General features: G+C 36.0%; 15 protein-coding genes. 10 read left to right on the top strand and 5 right to left on the bottom strand.

Annotated features, from left to right (window positions below; translation table 11 throughout):
* Positions 1-26: 26 nt before the first annotated feature.
* The 4 genes from ACNQF9_RS03320 to ACNQF9_RS03335 all read right to left on the bottom strand — a co-directional run bounded on the left by ACNQF9_RS03320 (position 27) and on the right by ACNQF9_RS03335 (position 6,891).
* Entirely contained in the window at positions 27-953 is a 927-nt protein-coding gene (locus ACNQF9_RS03320) for a DUF58 domain-containing protein (RefSeq protein WP_417989643.1), read from the bottom strand.
* 227 nt (positions 954-1,180) lie between these two features.
* Positions 1,181-1,498, bottom strand: a complete 318-nt coding sequence (trxA, locus tag ACNQF9_RS03325; RefSeq protein WP_291251090.1) for a thioredoxin — start codon at positions 1,496-1,498, stop codon at positions 1,181-1,183.
* Between the two features lie 253 nt (positions 1,499-1,751).
* Positions 1,752-6,296 carry a DNA polymerase III subunit alpha gene (dnaE, locus tag ACNQF9_RS03330; protein WP_417989644.1) on the bottom strand — a complete coding sequence of 1,515 codons (4,545 nt, stop codon included), beginning with the start codon at positions 6,294-6,296 and terminating at the stop codon, positions 1,752-1,754.
* A gap of 175 nt (positions 6,297-6,471) precedes the next feature.
* Positions 6,472-6,891: a DUF417 family protein gene (locus ACNQF9_RS03335; protein WP_417989645.1), complete on the bottom strand. Its 420-nt coding sequence runs from the start codon at positions 6,889-6,891 to the stop codon at positions 6,472-6,474.
* Positions 6,892-7,483: 592 nt separating this feature from the next.
* Between ACNQF9_RS03335 and leuC the strand changes: the two genes are divergently transcribed.
* From leuC to leuB, 4 genes are all read left to right on the top strand, one after another.
* Positions 7,484-8,878, top strand: a complete 1,395-nt coding sequence (gene leuC, locus ACNQF9_RS03340; protein ID WP_417989646.1) for a 3-isopropylmalate dehydratase large subunit — start codon at positions 7,484-7,486, stop codon at positions 8,876-8,878.
* 175 nt (positions 8,879-9,053) lie between these two features.
* A complete protein-coding gene (gene leuD, locus ACNQF9_RS03345; protein WP_417989647.1) occupies positions 9,054-9,650 on the top strand; it encodes a 3-isopropylmalate dehydratase small subunit in 597 nt (198 codons plus the stop codon).
* Between the two features lie 130 nt (positions 9,651-9,780).
* Complete coding sequence (locus tag ACNQF9_RS03350; protein ID WP_417958825.1) at positions 9,781-11,355, top strand: alpha-isopropylmalate synthase regulatory domain-containing protein; 1,575 nt, start codon at positions 9,781-9,783, stop codon at positions 11,353-11,355.
* Between the two features lie 96 nt (positions 11,356-11,451).
* Positions 11,452-12,513 carry a 3-isopropylmalate dehydrogenase gene (leuB, locus tag ACNQF9_RS03355; RefSeq protein WP_417989648.1) on the top strand — a complete coding sequence of 354 codons (1,062 nt, stop codon included), beginning with the start codon at positions 11,452-11,454 and terminating at the stop codon, positions 12,511-12,513.
* A gap of 158 nt (positions 12,514-12,671) precedes the next feature.
* On the opposite strand, the gene ACNQF9_RS03360 is transcribed toward leuB, so the two are convergent.
* Positions 12,672-13,034 carry an RNA recognition motif domain-containing protein gene (locus ACNQF9_RS03360; RefSeq protein ID WP_417958827.1) on the bottom strand — a complete coding sequence of 121 codons (363 nt, stop codon included), beginning with the start codon at positions 13,032-13,034 and terminating at the stop codon, positions 12,672-12,674.
* An 816-nt stretch (positions 13,035-13,850) separates the two neighbouring features.
* Here ACNQF9_RS03360 and ACNQF9_RS03365 point away from each other — a divergent pair.
* From ACNQF9_RS03365 to ACNQF9_RS03390, 6 genes are all read left to right on the top strand, one after another.
* Positions 13,851-14,411, top strand: a complete 561-nt coding sequence (locus ACNQF9_RS03365) for a 30S ribosomal protein S16 (protein WP_417958828.1) — start codon at positions 13,851-13,853, stop codon at positions 14,409-14,411.
* 15 nt (positions 14,412-14,426) lie between these two features.
* On the top strand, positions 14,427-14,951 hold the full coding sequence (gene rimM, locus ACNQF9_RS03370) for a ribosome maturation factor RimM (protein WP_417989649.1): 525 nt from the start codon (positions 14,427-14,429) through the stop codon (positions 14,949-14,951).
* A 108-nt stretch (positions 14,952-15,059) separates the two neighbouring features.
* Positions 15,060-15,767: a tRNA1(Val) (adenine(37)-N6)-methyltransferase gene (locus ACNQF9_RS03375; protein ID WP_417989650.1), complete on the top strand. Its 708-nt coding sequence runs from the start codon at positions 15,060-15,062 to the stop codon at positions 15,765-15,767.
* 587 nt (positions 15,768-16,354) lie between these two features.
* Positions 16,355-17,533 (top strand): acyl-CoA dehydrogenase family protein, encoded by a 1,179-nt coding sequence (locus tag ACNQF9_RS03380; protein ID WP_417958832.1) that lies wholly within the window; start codon positions 16,355-16,357, stop codon positions 17,531-17,533.
* Positions 17,534-17,624: 91 nt separating this feature from the next.
* Positions 17,625-18,407 (top strand): DUF3050 domain-containing protein, encoded by a 783-nt coding sequence (locus ACNQF9_RS03385; RefSeq protein ID WP_417989651.1) that lies wholly within the window; start codon positions 17,625-17,627, stop codon positions 18,405-18,407.
* 612 nt (positions 18,408-19,019) lie between these two features.
* Positions 19,020-19,166: a hypothetical protein gene (locus tag ACNQF9_RS03390; RefSeq protein ID WP_417989652.1), complete on the top strand. Its 147-nt coding sequence runs from the start codon at positions 19,020-19,022 to the stop codon at positions 19,164-19,166.
* Positions 19,167-19,236 lie beyond the last annotated feature (70 nt).

The following is a 19,236-nucleotide window of genomic DNA, read 5'->3' on the forward strand; positions in this document are numbered from 1 at the left end:
AAAATAATTGATAAAATTTCGCCCTACTACCCAAAGTTTTGTTTTTCAACCAAGTATGTCATCACTATTTTTTCGAAATTTTCCGCTACACTCACCGGAATGTACTTTATTCGGTTTTGAGAACACGTTAAAGCCAACTTACTGAAGTAATTTTCTACCTGTTTTTCGTATTCTTCTTTTACATTATCGGCAAAAACGGCTACCTCTTCTCCTGTTTCCACATCAATAAACTTTCTGGGAGCATTATCAAAGTCGAAATTCAATTCTGTTTTATTATCGACAACATGAAACAAAACCACTTTATGCTTGTTGTGTTTCAAATGTTGCAACGCATCAAACAACGCTTGCTCATTACCGGACTGAAACATATCCGTAAATAATATGATCATCGAACGACGGTGGATATTTTCGGTTATTTGATGTAAGAATGTAATCGTATCCGTATTTTTTTGAACTTTTGGTTGCTGTAAAAGCCCTTCAAGCGCATTCAAAATCATTCGATGGTGGCGATCACTTCCTTTCTCTGGCGCATAATACTCGTATGTATCTGAGAACACACTTAGCCCTACAGCATCGCGTTGCTTCTTTAAAAGGTTCATTAAAACCGCCGAAGCCAAAACCGAAAAACCAATCTTATTTTCAAAAAAATTCTGACTCTCTTTCAGTTTAGGATAATGCATCGAGGAAGAATTATCTATAATGATATGACACCGTAAGTTAGTCTCTTCCTCAAAACGTTTTGCGTACAAACGATCCGTTCTGGCAAACAACTTCCAATCGATATGCTTTGTACTTTCGCCTACATTATACACTTTGTGCTCGGCAAATTCAGCCGAAAACCCATGAAACGGACTTTTATGCATTCCTGAAATAAAACCCTCCACCACCTGATGGGCCAGCAACTCCAAATGCTGAAAACTGGAAATTTTCTCTATTTGCGATTCAATCTTCATATTCCAAATATATTAAAAGATTGAACGATTTAAAAATTTAAAAATTGAAAAGAATCTAGAACTACATCAGATTCACTGATTTTAAAATTGTTGTTTTAATTCGAGAATTTGTAGTGCTTTTTTATATGCCTGATTGAAACGCTGTAAATCCTACAAAAAAAGGCCTGACTTTCGCCAAACCTTTTATTTGAATCCTTTCAGATTCTATATAAATCATAATCTACCGATTACAACAAAGCGTCTAAACTATCCGCGTAGGTTTGTTTTGGAGCAACTCCTACTTGCTTTCCTACTACTTCTCCGTTATGAAAAACCAATACCGTTGGAATGTTTCTTACTCCGTATTTAGCTGCAAATTCTTGGTTTGCATCTACATCTACTTTTCCAACAACAACTTTCCCTTCGTATTCAGTACTTAATTCATCAATGATTGGCCCAACCATTCTACAAGGTCCACACCATGCTGCCCAAAAATCGACCATTACCGGTTTATCTGATTTCAAAACTACTTCTTCAAAAGTAGCATCTGTTATTGCTAATGCCATAATTATTTATTTAAAGTTTATTAGTTGAACATCTTAAAGTTTCAAACTAGCTTACAAATTTATACATTAAAAACAAATCAAACACTATTCTCAAATTAGTTTTGATTATAAGTGTATTGTCAATTGTTATTTATAATAAATTACCAGCTATTTCCTGCTATTCGTTTCATTTTTTTTACAACTTAATCGCGTCCAAAACCTAGACCGGGTTGCAAAAGGATTTCTACTTCTATCAGAGTTATGGCATTATACTCTAATTTAACTTAAAGTTTATCTGCATTTTCTCTAGCTCTACGAGCAATTCATTGGAGATCTTGATTTTCAATTTCCTGCTTGGCATCGTTAACTTGGTTACCACTTTAATTTCTTCGACTTCTTCCACTTTTGCTTCAATATTTATCTCTGGAAGTTGAAGCGCTTCCATTTCAGAATCTTCATTTTCGTCAACAAAAGCCACCTCTTCGTTTTCTATTTCAACAGGAGCAACAGTAACGAGTCGTTTTGTTTTTTCCAGTTCCATAATTTCAAATGAAACCGTATTATCTCCTTTATTCTCTTGAAAAAGGTGGCTCAATTTATGAATAAAATCATTTTCTAAATCCTTAATATTTAACAATAATATTAATTTTTTAGCAAAAGCCTCTAACACATCTTGCAACTGCTTTACTTCCACAAATTGTAATCTTGGCTCTCCTTTTTTGCCAGTATCTCGGTCTGTCCAGCCCTCTTTAACCATCACTTTCATAAAGGTGAAATTATTTTGAATAAAGAAATGACGGAACTTTAAATATTCCTCCCCAAAAATTCGGAATTCATAACTTTCGTCATACCCTTCTAATGAAAACATACCCCAACCTTTGCCGTTTTTAGCCACACGATGTTGCACATTATTAATAATCCCCCCAAATGCAAGGTTTTTATTGACGTGCAACTCCATATTTTTCAATGCTTCTAGCTTGGCATTACAAAAATATTTCATTTCAAATTTGTAATCGTCCAGCGGATGTCCCGAAATATAAATCCCAACAACCTCTTTTTCTTTGGCGAGTTTTTCCATCGTGCTCCAATCCTCACACGGTGGCACAACAGGCTCTTCGATTTGGACTTCGCTAGTATCACCAAACAAACTTACTTGCGATGAATTTTCATTTTCCTGATACTTCGATCCATACCGAATCGCTTTCTCATAAAAAGTAATTCCATCGCCATCATCATGAAAATATTGCGCTCGTGTTGTTCCTAAAAACGAATCAAAACCACCAGCCAAAACCAGATTCTCCAACGCTTTTTTATTCGCTGCACGCAAATCAATACGTTTGGTCAAATCAAAAATCGATTTGTATCGTCCGTCTTTTCTATTCTCCACAATCGTAGCCACTGCTCCTGAACCTACTCCTTTTACAGCTCCCATCCCAAAACGTACCGCATAATCGTCATTTACGGTAAACTTATAAAACGATTCATTCACATCAGGCCCTAAAACCTGCAGTCCCATACGTTTGCACTCTTCCATAAAAAACGAAACCTGCTTGATATCGCTCATATTATTAGATAAAACCGCAGCCATATATTCGGCGGGATAATTCGCTTTCAAAAATGCCGTTTGGTAGGCAATCCAAGCATAACAAGTCGAGTGCGATTTATTAAAAGCATATTCCGCAAAGGCTTCCCAGTCTTTCCAAATTTTCTCTAGCTTATCTTCGGGATGCCCTTTGGCGGCAGCCTGACTGATAAATTTAGGTTTCATTTTATCCAAAACATCTTTTTGCTTTTTACCCATCGCTTTACGCAAAACGTCGGCATCCCCTTTGGAGAAATCCGCCAGTTTTTGGGACAAAAGCATTACCTGTTCCTGGTAAACGGTAATTCCGTACGTATCTTTTAGCAATTCTTCACAGGCATCAAGATCATAAATAATTTCCTCTTCACCATTTTTTCGCTTGACGAAACTCGGAATATAAGCAATCGGTCCCGGACGATACAATGCATTCATCGCAATCAAATCGGGAAAAACCGTAGGTTTCAATTCCTTCATGTATTTCTGCATTCCAGCACTTTCATACTGGAAAATTCCGACTGTTTCACCCCGTTGAAAAAGCTCGTACGTCTTTAAATCATCAATAGGAAATTCATCTGGATTAAGGTCAATGTTACTCCTATATTTTACTAATTTGACGGTATCTTTTATCAAAGTCAGGGTTTTCAAACCCAAGAAGTCCATCTTCAACAAACCGGCACTTTCCACGACCGAGTTGTCAAATTGCGTCACATACAAATCGGAATCTTTGGCAGTAACCACTGGAACAAAATTCGTGATATCGCTTGGCGTAATAATCACCCCACAAGCGTGAATACCTGTATTTCTTAGATTTCCTTCTAAAACTTTGGCCTGCTGAATAGTTTCTCCACCCAAATCACTTTCATTCGCAAGACCTATTAATTCTTTTATTTTATCGTATTCTTCCGGACGAACGGCCTTCTTTATAACATCTTCTTTTTCATTCAAAAATCGCGCTAAATTCCACTTGGACGGCATCATCCCCGGAATCAATTTTGCTATTTTATCGGCTTCAAATAAAGGTAAATCCAAAACACGAGCGGTATCTCGAATCGCCGATTTTGTTGCCATTTTACCATAGGTAATAATTTGCGCCACTTGTTTCGAGCCGTATTTCCGGATCACATAATCCATCACGCTGCTGCGTCCTTCATCATCAAAATCGATATCAATATCGGGAAGTGACACACGATCGGGATTCAGGAAACGCTCAAAAAGCAGGTTGTACATTAACGGGTCGATATTCGTGATTTTTAAACAATACGCCACCACCGATCCCGCCGCGGATCCCCGACCAGGTCCCACAGAAACGCCCATACTTCTTGCCTCGGCAATTAAATCCTGTACAATCAGGAAATATCCCGGATACCCGGAATTGGATATCGTCAATAATTCAAAATCCAGTCGTTCCTGAATTTCTTCAGTAATTACGGGATACCTGCGATTGGCACCTTCAAAAGTCAAATGCCTCAAATACGCATTTTCACCTCTAACTCCGCCGTCTAATATGTCTTCAGGATTATTAAATTCAATAGGGATTTCAAATTTTGGCAATAAAACTTCCCGTGCCAAATCGAAAATTTCAATTTTATCCACAATCTCCGAAATATTCGAAATCGCTTCAGGCAGATTATTGAAGAGTTGTTTCATTTCGTCTCCCGACTTGAAATAATATTCCTGATTGGGCAATCCATACCGATACCCACGACCACGACCTATGGGTGTAGTTTGCTTTTCACCGTCACGCACACAAAGCAAAATATCATGTGCATTTGAATTTTCTTTGTCTATATAAAAGGTATTGTTTGTCGCTATAATCTTGACATCATGCTTCCTTGCTAATGAAATTAAAGACGCATTCACCCGATTTTCATCTTCCTGATTGTGACGCATCACCTCAATGTAAAAATCTTCCTTAAATTCATTTTTCCACCAAATCAAGGCCTCTTCGGCTTGGTTTTCACCAATGTTCAAAATCTTACTTGGGATTTCACCATTCAAGTTACCAGACAAAACAATAATATCTTCTTTGAATTCCTGAATGACTTTCCTGTCGATTCTTGGCACATAATAAAACCCCTCGGTATAAGCGATGGAAGACATTTTAGCCAAATTATGATAGCCTTTTTTGGTCTTCGCCAAAAGTACTATTTGGTACCCATTGTCTTTAACCGACTTGTTTTTATGGTCTTCACAAACAAAGAACTCGCAACCTACAATTGGTTTCATCGTAACTTCGGTAGGTTCTTCACCATTTGCGATAGCGGCTTTATTCTTGGTTTCAACCGCTTTATTATGATATAAAATATCACGGACAAAATGGAAAGCACCCATCAAATTCGCATGATCCGTCATGGCAACCGCAGGCATTTTTTGTTGCGCCGCCGCTTTTACCAATGCCGCAATACTAATGGTCGATTGCAATACCGAAAATTGCGTATGGTTGTGTAAGTGTACAAAAGGCGTATCAATAAGTACCTTTTTATTCTCAGAAATCGCTGCTCTGGAAACCGCAGGCGCTTGCTTTTCTCCAAACTGCTGACGAATTTTATCCGACGCTTCCTTAAGATTAATATGTTTTAAACCAATGAGTGTAATCTCACTTGGATTTTTATTTTGAAAATCTTTAAAATAACCAATTTCAACATCGAGTTCTTCCTTAGTGAAAATATCTCGACGAATTAACTCCAAGAAACAACGCGTGGTTGCTTCCACATCGGCCGTTGCGTTGTGCGCTTCACCGAAGGGTTTATTAAAAAGATAAGAGTGCAATTCGGTTAAGGTCGGCAATTTAAATTTACCGCCTCGACCTCCTGGCAATCGCAATAAGGAAGCAGTAACTTCGGTACACGTATCCAAAATAGGCATCGAACTCATTTGGCTTTCCACTCCCATTCTATAAAACTCACACCCCATAATATTGATGTCAAAACCTAAATTTTGACCCACAATAAATTTGGCTTTGCCTAATGCAATATTGAATTTTTCTAAAACTTCTGACAACGAAATTCCGTCGGCTTCCGCCAATTCCGTAGAAATACCGTGAATTCGTTCCGCATCATACGGAATATTAAATCCTTCGGGCTTCACCAAATAATCCTGGTGCTCGATGAGTTTTCCCATATCGTCGTGCAACTGCCAAGCGATTTGAATACAACGGGGCCAGTTATCCGTATCTGAAATGGGTGCGCCCCAACGCTTAGGTAATCCTGTAGTTTCGGTATCGAATATTAAGTACATAATCCCCTCCCCAGCCCTTCCGGGAGGAAAGGGTGCCTAAATCCATAGATTCAGACCGTGTATTTAACTGGTTTTAAACACTTTAAAATTAGTAAAAAATGCAAAAAATGAATTTCAAATTTAGTCTTTTTTTGGAGAAAGAATGCAGGATTTTATAAACACCTATCAATAATTTTTATTCTTTACTTTTTGCACAAACCATTAAAGAAATTGCCAAATACGGAATGTCTTTTAGGATAAAAAAATCAGTTACTGGAAAACCTTCTACGATTTTAAAAACACCCGGAGTGGTTGCCAAAAAACTTAAAGTTGTAACAAATATAATAGCCGAAGCCAGACCAGCATACATTCCGATTTTTTTATTAAAAAAAGAAAGTATTAGCCCGATTCCAGTTACAACCTCAAAAACCCCAATTATATTAGAAACTGTTTGTACAGACATTAGTTTATACATCCAACCCATGGCAAAATGATTTTGGACCAAACCTTTTATGGCTCCAGCTTCGAGAGCCGTAAACTTAAAAAGTCCCACCCAAATTAAAATGATTACTGTTCCCAAAACTCCAAGTCTGTATGCGATTTGATTTAAATGCATGATATTATTTTTAATTTTTTATACTATTCAAAATTAGCGATCTTCATTTAAAATAATTGTCAGGTACTTGTCATAAATGGACAATTTATAAAAAATAAATACCTTCAATTTCATTTAATTCTATTCTAAAAAACAAAAAATTACATTTTTTGGATGTCGTAGTATTTCTTTAAAAAAAAAATACTGAAATACAACTATAAAACATACCATTTATTAATAGAACTACCTCGAAAAGCAACTCCAACAAAAGTCAAATAGCGGAATACAATAAAAAAAAATCGGTTTTAACTCTATTAAATTAAAAATTAATAAATATAATAGCTTTTTAGGAGCTTATTTTAACTATTTGATAAATATCAAAAACAGCAAGAAATTAATATTTTATTTTATCTAAATAAAAACTGTACTAATAAAAAAGAAACCTAAAAGATAAAAAACCATCCAAGAAATACCTTAATACGATTTTGGGTATCGTATATAATGAAATATTAAAATTTACAGCCTTATTTCTTTTTTTAGATTTGTTTTCATTGTTACAACTTTATGCGAATAATTGGGTTGTAAAAAAGAAATACACTTAAAAATATTTAAAATGAGTACTACATTATTTGACAAAGTATGGGATTCACACGTGGTCCGAAAAATTGAAGATGGACCAGACGTATTCTTCATTGACCGTCATTTCATCCATGAAGTTACTAGTCCTGTAGCTTTTTTAGGTTTAAAAGAAAGAGGAATATCTGTCTTGTATCCAGAGCGCACTTTTGCCACTGCCGACCATAATACGCCCACTATAAACCAACACTTACCGGTTGAGGATGCATTATCTGCCAATCAGCTAAAAGCATTGGAAGAAAACGCTAAAGAATATGGCATCAGCCATTGGGGACTAGGTAATATAAAAAACGGAATTGTTCACGTAGTAGGCCCTGAAAACGGAATCACTTTACCTGGAGCAACGATTGTTTGTGGAGATTCACATACCTCTACCCATGGTGCTTTTGGTGCTATTGCCTTTGGAATTGGAACTTCTGAGGTTGAGATGGTTCTTTCTACACAATGTATCATGCAACCGAAACCTAAAAAAATGCGTATTAACGTAACTGGTGAACTCCAATTTGGAGTTACTCCAAAAGACGTTGCACTTTATATTATATCAAAATTATCCACTTCAGGCGCCACCGGCTATTTTGTAGAATATGCAGGGGAAGTTTTTGAAAACATGACGATGGAAGGACGCATGACCGTTTGTAATTTAAGCATCGAGATGGGGGCTCGCGGAGGAATGATTGCACCGGACCAAACCACTTTTGATTATTTACAAGGGCGTTTATTTGCTCCAAAAGGAACTGATTGGGATACTGCAGTTGCCTACTGGAAAACATTAAAAACAGATGCTGATGCAAAATTCGACGAGGAAATTACTTTTTCAGCCTTAGATATCGAACCAATGATTACGTATGGAACAAATCCCGGAATGGGATTAGGGATTTCTAAGAGCATACCTAATACACAAGACGTAGAAGGTGGTGACGAAACCTACCTAAAATCATTAGACTATATGGGATTCCAAGAAGGGGAAGCCATGATAGGAAAACAAATCGATTATGTATTCTTAGGGAGTTGTACGAATGGTCGTATTGAGGATTTTAGAGCTTTTGCTTCTATTGTTAAAGGACGACAAAAAGCAGATAATGTTACCGCTTGGCTCGTTCCGGGATCTCATGTTGTAGAAGCACAAATTAAAGAAGAAGGAATTCTTGCTATTTTAACAGAATCCGGTTTTGTATTGCGTCAGCCTGGCTGTTCTGCTTGTTTGGCCATGAATGACGACAAAGTTCCTGCCGGAAAATATGCCGTCAGCACTTCGAATAGAAACTTTGAAGGACGTCAAGGCCCCGGATCAAGAACCTTATTAGCTAGTCCGTTTATGGCTGCAGCTGCAGCGGTGACAGGTGTTTTGACAGATCCCCGCGAACTTATTTAAAAAAAATCCATTAAGCTGACTATATTTGATTCGCTTCGTTTATTCGTTTTGCTCGAGTCCTATTTATGTTAGCTTTCAAACTTTATAGCATCTATTTAAACCGTTAGCGACTAAAGATTTATTTTCAAAAACAGAAATTAAAAATCAGAAATCGTTAATTAACAATTAAAATCAAATGGCTTACGATAAATTCAATGTGCTTACAAGTAGCGCAGTACCGCTTTCTATAGAAAATGTAGATACGGATCAAATCATTCCTGCTCGGTTTCTAAAAGCAACCGAACGCCTGGGTTTTGGCGACAACCTCTTCCGGGACTGGAGATACAATGGAGACAATACCCCAAAAGAAGATTTCGTTTTGAATAATCCAATCTACAGTGGAAAAATCCTTGTTGGGGGCAGAAACTTCGGTTCAGGTTCCTCAAGAGAACATGCTGCTTGGGCGGTTTATGATTATGGGTTTAGAGCCGTTGTTTCTAGTTTTTTTGCTGATATTTTTAGAAATAATTGTTTAAACGTTGGCGTTTTACCTGTTCAAGTCAGTGCTGAATTTGCAGCTACAATTTTCAAAGCGATTGAAGCAGATCCAAAATCAGAAATAGAAATAAACCTTCCAAAACAAACCATAACTATTAAAGCAACCGGAGAGGTAGATTCTTTTGCTATTTCTGGTTACAAAAAAGATAATATGATTAATGGTTTTGATGATATTGATTATTTACAAAATATAAAATCAGAGGTAGTGGAATTTGCCAATCAACTTCCTTATTAAAAAATAATCCTAAAATGCAGTTACTAAAGATTTTTTGGGGATTCCCCCAGGAGTAATTCTTTTAGTTTTTTTATCAAAACAACACATCCCGATTTCAAATTTATGAAATCGAAATTGTATCCCATTTATAATGAAAAAAAGAAAAGTTGAAATAATGGACACGACGCTCCGTGATGGTGAACAAACCTCAGGAGTATCCTTTTCTGCTGCAGAAAAACTAACCATTGCGCAATTGTTGCTAGAAGAATTAAATATTGATAGAATCGAAATTGCTTCGGCTCGAGTGAGCGAAGGAGAATTTCAAGGTGTGAAAGGCATCATGACATGGGCTAAAGCTAAAGGATACAGTAACCGAATTGAAGTTTTAACTTTTGTTGACGGCGGCCTTTCTATAGAATGGATGAAAAAAACTGGTGCAAAGGTGCAGAATTTATTGACTAAAGGCTCTTTGAATCATTTGACTCATCAATTAAAAAAAACACCCGAACAACATTTCTCTGAAATTGCTCAAACAATAGCATTAGCTCAAAAAAATGATATTGCTACCAACGTCTATTTAGAAGACTGGAGTAACGGTATGCGTAATTCTCCAGAATATGTATTTCAGTTTTTAGAATTTTTGGTAACGCAACCTGTCAAAAGAATATTATTACCTGATACACTAGGCGTACTAATTCCGGCAGAAACTTTCGAATTTATTTCAAAAATAATTAAAAAATACCCCAATATTCATTTTGATTTTCATGCGCACAACGACTATGATTTAAGTATCGCCAATGTCATGGAAGCTGTAAAAGCAGGAATTCAAGGACTTCACGTCACGGTAAACGGAATGGGAGAACGGGCTGGAAATGCTCCGCTTGAAAGTACTGTTGCGGTAATCAACGACTTCTTGCCCGAAATAGAAATTAGTGTAAAAGAATCTTCTTTATATTCAGTGAGCAAGTTAGTGGAAACTTTTACTGGGTATAGAATTCCGGCAAACAAGCCTATCGTTGGTGACAATGTATTCACCCAAACTGCAGGTATTCATGCTGATGGCGACAACAAGAACAATCTATATTTCAATGACTTACTTCCGGAACGTTTTGGAAGAAAACGAAAATATGCTTTAGGAAAAACTTCTGGAAAAGCTAATATCGAAAAAAACCTTCAAGAGTTAGGTTTGCAATTAAACCCCGAAGATTTAAAATTAGTTACTCAAAGAATTATCGAATTAGGAGACAAAAAAGAAACCGTTACAAAAGAAGACTTACCCTATATTATCTCTGATGTTTTAGACAGCCAGACTTATCAAGAAAAAATTATTGTGGAGTCTTATGTGTTATCACACGCCAAAGGCTTGCGGCCCTCCACCACTTTGTGTTTAAAAATAGATGGAGAAATTATTGAAGAGCATGCCCAAGGAGACGGGCAATTCGATGCCTTTATGAATGCCTTGGCAAAAATATATAAAAGTAAAAATTTAGAATTGCCTAAATTAATTGACTACGCTGTACGAATCCCACCAGGCAGTAGCTCTGACGCCTTGTGTGAAACTATAATCACTTGGATTAATAATGGCAAAGAATTTAAAACTAGAGGACTGGACTCTGACCAAACAGTTGCTGCAATCATAGCAACCCAAAAAATGCTCAATGTAATTCCCGCGCCAGCTTTCTTCGAAGTAGAGATAGACCCGATTAAGACTGGGTTGAAATATTGAAATTAAAAATTAAAATCAAAACAAACACAACTGTATTGTATCCGGGTTCTCCTGTGTTTAGAGAGGGCCAGAAACGACAATAAAAATCTAAGCAATATGAAATTTAATATAGCCCTTTTAGCTGGAGACGGAATTGGACCCGAAGTAATTAATGAAGCCGTAAAAGTTTCGGATGCGATTGCTCAAAAATTTAAACATGAAATCACTTGGACGCCAGCGCTCACGGGAGCTTGTGCTATTGACGCTGTTGGAATTCCTTATCCTGACGAAACCCATGAAATCTGCATGAAAGCGGATGCTGTTTTGTTTGGAGCCATTGGCCATCCAAAATACGATAATGATCCAAGCGCCCCAATTCGTCCAGAACAAGGTTTATTGTTGATGCGTAAGAAACTGGGATTGTTTGCTAATGTACGCCCAACCTTTACATTTCCATCTTTGATTGACAATTCTCCTTTAAAGAGAGAACGCATTGAAGGAACTGATTTAATCTTCTTGAGAGAACTTACTGGAGGAATTTATTTTGGTGAAAAAGGAAGAAAAGATAATGGTGAAACCGCTTTTGATACGTGTACCTATACCAGATCTGAGGTAAAACGTTTGGCTAAGAAAGGTTTTGAACTAGCAATGACCCGTACTAAAAAATTATGTTGTGTAGATAAGGCCAATGTAATGGAGACATCTCGTTTGTGGAGAGAAACTGTACAAGCAATGGAAAAAGAGTATCCTGAAGTAACGGTGAGTTATGAATTCGTTGATGCGGTTGCCATGCGGTTGGTGCAATGGCCAAATTCATATGATGTCTTGATTACAGAAAATTTATTTGGTGATATATTAACAGATGAAGCTTCAGTAATATCGGGTTCCATGGGATTAATGCCATCTGCATCAGTAGGAGAACACACTTCATTGTACGAACCTATTCACGGATCGTATCCTCAAGCAACAGGCTTAAATATTGCCAATCCTCTAGCGACCATATTATCTGCTGCCATGATGTTTGAAGATGCTTTTGGATTAAAAGAAGAAGCAGCAGCCATACGACTAGTAGTCAACAAATCATTAGAACAAGGAATTGTAACAGAGGATTTAGCTGGAAAAGATGCAAAAGCATACAAAACTAGTGAAGTAGGCGACTGGTTAGTTGCTAATCTATAAATTTCCAAAGTTTTTTTGTTTAAAATTGAGTAATAGCTAAGATTACAACCTGAAAAACAACACTCCCTTTTAGCTTTTACTCGGCTTTAAATAAAATAATAAACAACAAAAAAGGCGTCAAAAAATTGACGCCTTTTTTTATACTTTAGAAAAAAATATTAATATCCTCCTCTGTTTCCACCACCACGGTTGTCTCCACCACGGCTGTTTCCACCACCATAACCACCACGTGATTCTCCACCACGACTGTTATTGTTAAAACTTCTTCTTTCACCTTCTGGTTTAGGCTCAGATTTGTTTACTACGATTGCACGTCCTTGAACAGTAGCTCCGTTCAATTCGTCAATTGCTTTTTGAGCTTCGTCATCATTTGGCATCTCAACAAAACCAAAACCTTTACTTCTTCCAGTAAATTTATCAGTAATAATTTTAACTGAATCAACTGCTCCGTAAGCCTCGAAAGACTCTCTTAAATCTGCTTCCTCAATACTGAATGGAAGACTTCCAACAAAAATATTCATATGTACTTATTTAAATAATACAACAAATGTAATGTATTTTTTTTTCTAATCTACTATATGTTAGCTTATTTATGATTTTATTTTAATTTGAAACAAAAAAACGAATCATTTAAATCGCCAAAATCAAGTGTTTTCAGAATCCCAATTCATATGATTTTCGGAACTGATGGACGTACCCGAAGCTTATCGCTTGAAAAAAAAATTTGTTAAAAATTAAAACAAGGTAGTCAAACGAATTTGTGTTTGTGTTTTTTTGCAATAAATCTGAAAGCCGGCTCTATGGCACACTTTAAGATCTCATACTTGGCAAGAACAATTTAACTACCCCAGCTACGACACCAATTTTACTACAATTATACATCATAACACAAACAATTGTCTTTAAATAGTTAATCCCTACAAGTTCCTTTTAAAACATTTCACAAATAGTCTTAAAAATTAAATCTTGGGAATTTCTGATTCTTTTTGTAGTGAACCATCTGTAAATTAAGCTAGCTTTAAGATTATGGTCGTAAAAAACATTTCCTTTCACGACCTGAAAGAAGTGCTATTAAAACCAGTCCCTTTCTGATAATAAATTACAGAAAAAACGCCACATTATGCTACAAATAATACTGCACAAAACGACACTTTTTGAACTGTCAAAAAAATTGTTATCGCAAAAATAATAGTTATTCAAAAAAAAGCATCTAAATCGATCTTATAATCATTCGTAAAGATTAAAACATTTATCGAATTAGCATTAATCAATAAAAAACGTATCTTTGCACCCTTAATTAATCGAGGTCGTGTACCTCACAATTTAATCACAAGATTATGTCAGTAAAAATTAGATTACAAAGACACGGTAAAAAAGGAAAACCTTTTTACTGGGTTGTAGCAGCTGATGCTCGCTCAAAAAGAGATGGTAAATACTTAGAAAAAATAGGTACTTACAATCCAAATACAAACCCAGCAACTATCGACTTAAACCTTGATAGTGCAGTAAAATGGTTGCACAATGGTGCTCAACCAACAGATACTGCTAAAGCAATTCTTTCTTACAAAGGTGCTTTATTGAAACATCACCTTGATGGTGGTATCCGCAAAGGTGCCTTAACTCAAGAACAAGCTGATGTAAAATTAAATGCTTGGTTAGATGCAAAATCTGGAAAAGTTGACGCTAAGAAAGACGGTTTGACAAAAGCACAAGCTGATGTTAAAGCTAAAGCTTTCAAAGCAGAACAAGATGTCAATGCAAAACGTTTAGCTGCAGCTGCACAAGCAGAAGCTGATGCTATTGCTGCTGCAACTCCAGCTGTTGAAGAAGAAGTTGCTGAAGTTGAAGCTGAAGAAGCTCCTGCTGCAGAAGAAAATAACGAAACAACTGAAGCATAATTTTAGAAGGCGAACATGCGTAAAGAAGATTGTTTCTACTTAGGTAAAATCGCTAAAAAATTTAGTTTCAAAGGAGAAGTTCTTGCCTATTTAGACACGGACGAACCGGAGTTATACGAAAACTTGGAATCAGTGTTTGTTGAATGCAACAAACACTTGGTTCCTTTTTTTATTGAAAGCAGCTCCCTGCACAAAAATGATTTTCTTAGAATTCGTTTTGAAGATATGAATACCGAAGAAGATGCCGATGCTATTATAGGTAACGCAATTTATCTTCCTTTAAATATGTTGCCAAAACTTACTGGCAACAAATTCTACTTCCATGAAGTAATTGATTTTGAAGTGGAAGACAAACGTCTTGGTGTTGTTGGAAAAATCCAATCGATAAATGACACTACTGCCCAACCTCTTTTTGAAGTTCTAAACGGCGATGTAGAAATTCTCATTCCTATGATTGACCATTTCCTTGTAAAAATTGACAGAGAAAACAAAAAAGTCATCATGGATCTACCCGAAGGACTCATTGAAATGTACCTATAATTAGTGTACCATAGTCCTTTTTAGTATTCCGTTCCTCAAAATCTAACCTGAACGCTAGCGAACAAGCGATTAAAATCAACACTCGTTAACAGACAATCTTAAATCTTCATGTTTTCATTCAAGCAATTCTCCATCCAACAAGATCGTTGTGCCATGAAAATTGGAACCGACGGTGTTTTACTTGGCGCCTGGACACCCATTAAAAACGATCCCTTTAGCATTTTAGATATTGGAGCCGGAACAGGTGTAATCGCTTTAATGCTTGCACAAAGAAGTAACGCGGAACAAATTGACGCTTTAGAAATCGACGACCAAGCTTACGAACAAGCTGTTGATAATTTTGAAAACTCTCCATGGAGCGATCGATTATTTTGTTTTCATGCCGGTTTGGATGAATTTGTAGAAGAACCAGAAGACGAATACGACTTAATTGTATCCAATCCTCCATTCTATACTGACGATTATAAATCTGAAAACGAAAAACGCGATTTAGCCCGTTTTGCAAATGCAATGCCTTTTGAAGATTTAATCGAAGCGGCCGCTTTACTACTTTCTGAAAACGGTATTTTCTCTGTCATAATTCCCTTTAAAGAAGAAAAAAACTTCTTGGCTATAGCCGCAGCATTCGAATTATATCCTTTAAAAATCACTCGTGTAAAAGGAACTCCAGCTACCGAAATTAAGCGCAGTTTATTGGCTTTTAGTCGAAATGAAAATACCAGTATAACAATAGATGAATTGATTATCGAAACTTCAAGACACCAATACACAACAGAATACATAGAATTGACAAAGGATTTTTATTTAAAGATGTAATGCACATTTAGAATTTAAATTCTTTTTTGTTTATCGTAACTTCTTCCTTTTCCAAATATTAAAAAAGAGACATAACGTTTTCAGGAATATATTTTTGATTATCCTACATCTATTTCTGTATCAATGTTTCGATTTCCGGACTTGATGGTCTTGGATCATCAGTACTGATGATTTTCCCGTTTTTTCCAAACAACACAAAACGCATAATAATACCTCCATTTATTTGTTTTTAACAATTCGTCTTTATCTGATTTTACAAGTAGAAAACTATTCTCTTTGTTAAGAATATCATCGTATTCAGCCATTGCTTTTTGCCCAGCAGTGTTACTTTTATCAATTGACAAAAATACAAAACCTTCATTTAGGTATTTTTAACCCCACTTTTAAAACCAGATTAACATAATTACTTCTAAATAGCAGAATATATTCTGAATTAATTCAACAGCGTCAAAAATAGTATTAAATTTAACATGGCATTACTAAAAAAGACACGAGCTTTTTTTATAATTTTAAAAAAATATAACATTTGTTAATGCTTTTGTTATATTTCTTTATGTAAATTTGCATCACATAAAAATCACCTAACCATGAGACCAGACTTATTTCAAGCTCCAGATTACTATAACTTAGACGATTTACTAACCGAAGAACACAAACTAGTGCGTGAATCTGCTCGTGCATGGGTAAAACGTGAAGTATCTCCTATTATAGAAGAATATGCTCAAAAGGCAGAATTCCCAAAACAAATTATTAAAGGTTTGGGCGAAATTGGTGGTTTTGGACCTTACATTCCGGAAGAATATGGTGGTGCAGGTTTAGACCAGATATCCTACGGTTTAATCATGCAGGAAATAGAACGCGGTGATTCTGGTGTTCGTTCCACTTCATCCGTACAATCATCTTTGGTGATGTATCCGATTTGGAAATACGGAAATGAAGAACAACGTAAAAAATACTTACCTAAGTTAGCTACGGGAGAATACATGGGCTGTTTTGGACTAACAGAACCTAATTACGGTTCAGATCCAGGAAGCATGATTACCAACTTTAAAGATATGGGCGACCATTATCTGCTGAATGGTGCTAAAATGTGGATTTCAAATGCGCCGTTTGCTGATATTGCCATAGTTTGGGCCAAAAATGAAGAAGGCAGAATTCACGGTTTAATCGTAGAACGCGGAATGGAAGGTTTTTCTACACCGGAAACACATAACAAATGGTCACTTCGTGCCTCCTCTACTGGAGAGCTAATTTTTGATAATGTCAAAGTTCCTAAGGAAAACTTATTACCTAATAAGTCTGGATTAGGAGCACCACTTGGCTGTCTTGATTCAGCACGTTATGGTATAGCTTGGGGGGCTATTGGCGCTGCCATGGATTGTTACGATACTGCTTTGCGATACGCCAAAGAAAGGATTCAGTTTGACAAACCAATCGCAGGAACGCAACTACAACAAAAAAAATTAGCCGAAATGATTACTGAAATCACAAAAGCCCAATTATTGACATGGAGATTAGGCGTTTTGAGAAATGAAGGAAAAGCAACTACAGCTCAGATTTCAATGGCCAAAAGAAACAATGTTGATATGGCAATACATATTGCACGGGAAGCCAGACAAATGTTAGGCGGAATGGGAATTACAGGAGAATATTCAATTATGCGCCACATGATGAATCTTGAATCTGTAATTACGTATGAAGGGACACACGACATCCACTTGTTAATTACAGGAATGGATATTACTGGAATTGCAGCCTTTAAATAGAATTAAACGACTATTAAAGTATTTGTAAAATTGATCGTAAAAGCTTCCTGGAAACAGGAAGCTTTTTTATATTTACATAAAAATATCACCTATGAATATTGATACAATCAACAATAGCATTCAGCCTCAGAAAGAGTTATTGTTACAACATTCCTTATATAAAAAAGTTAAAACCGTTGAAGACTTACAGTGTTTTCTGGAGAATCATATTTATGCGGTTTGGGATTTTATGTCCTTGTTAAAGGCATTGCAAGCCAAGTTAACCTGTACAACCACACCCTGGTTTGCCACAGAAAACCCTGAAACCAGATATCTGATAAACGAAATTGTACTTGCTGAAGAGACCGATTTGACATTAGATGGCCGACGATCAAGTCATTACGAGATGTACATTGAAGCGATGGAAGCTTGTAATGCGAATACCGCAGGAATAAAACAATTTCTGTCAGAAGTAGATTCCCTTAAAAACATATTTGTTGCCATTAAAAAAAGCAATCTACACCCTAACATTAAAGCTTTTCTAGATTTTACTTTTAGAGTTATTGAAGAAGGAAAATCACATGAAATTGCAGCTGCCTTTACTTTTGGAAGAGAAGATTTGATTCCGAGCATGTTCACTGAAATCCTAAAAAACTTTCAAGAAAATTTTCCTAAAACGGATTTGAGACAACTTATTTATTATTTCGAAAGACACATCGAATTGGATGCTGATGAACACGGTCCTATGGCAATGAAGATGATTACACAACTTTGTGGAACAGATGCGCAAAAATGGTCAGATGTTGAGGAAGTTTCGAAATTGGCTTTAGAAAAACGTATTGGTCTTTGGGATGCCATTGAAGAAACCATCATGATGAAAGTAGAATTAGCATAGAACTCACTCAAAAAAACGCAACTATTATTTAGAAATGAACTTTTATTTAATTTCTAAATAATGAAAAAAAATTCTAACCAATAGTTGCGTTCTTTTTACTACTTTTTAACTGTATTTGCAGTCCAGACAATTTCGTTACCGAAACAACTCCAAAATCAGCAATAAGGACTTCTGCGAGCACGTCTAACACAATACCATACTCATAAGAACAAAACACCAATCTTACAGCTACCTTGCATTTGTCCACAGTTACACAATTAGGCATAGTCTGTTTGTGAAACAAGTAGATTTCCTGAACAATTAAAGAAAAGTCTACTTAATAGCAATTCTATAAATACGTACTCTTTGAAAATTACAGTACAAACAGGACGGACTACGACAAACCTGCTTGTAGCAATAAACTTTCAGATCCGTTCTTCAAATTATGACTTGGTTACACTAATTGGTGTAACCAATCAGTACCAAAAACAAACCTTTTTCATTCTTCGAAAAAGAATTTCCTGAATTAATCCATAAAGCTATTGCACTTGTAAAAGAGATAAAACGAATGTAATTGTAGTTTCTATTCCAGATTATGGCTACACCTCTTTTGGTCAAGAATCAATAAATCAAATGAAAATTTCTACGGAAATTGATCCATATAATGCTTTTGCAAAATACTGCGATGACAACACGGTTGTATTTATAAATACAACAGATATCAACCAACAAGGCTTAGCCAATAAATCTTGTGACCCAAGACGGATTACATCCTTCTGAAGAAGCATATTCCTTATTTATAGAGCGTATTTTACAAAAAGCAGAAACTGCTTTAAATAATTAAAAATAC

The sequence above is a fragment of the Flavobacterium amylolyticum genome, from assembly GCF_048284335.1.
Taxonomy (GTDB): Bacteria; Bacteroidota; Bacteroidia; order Flavobacteriales; family Flavobacteriaceae; genus Flavobacterium.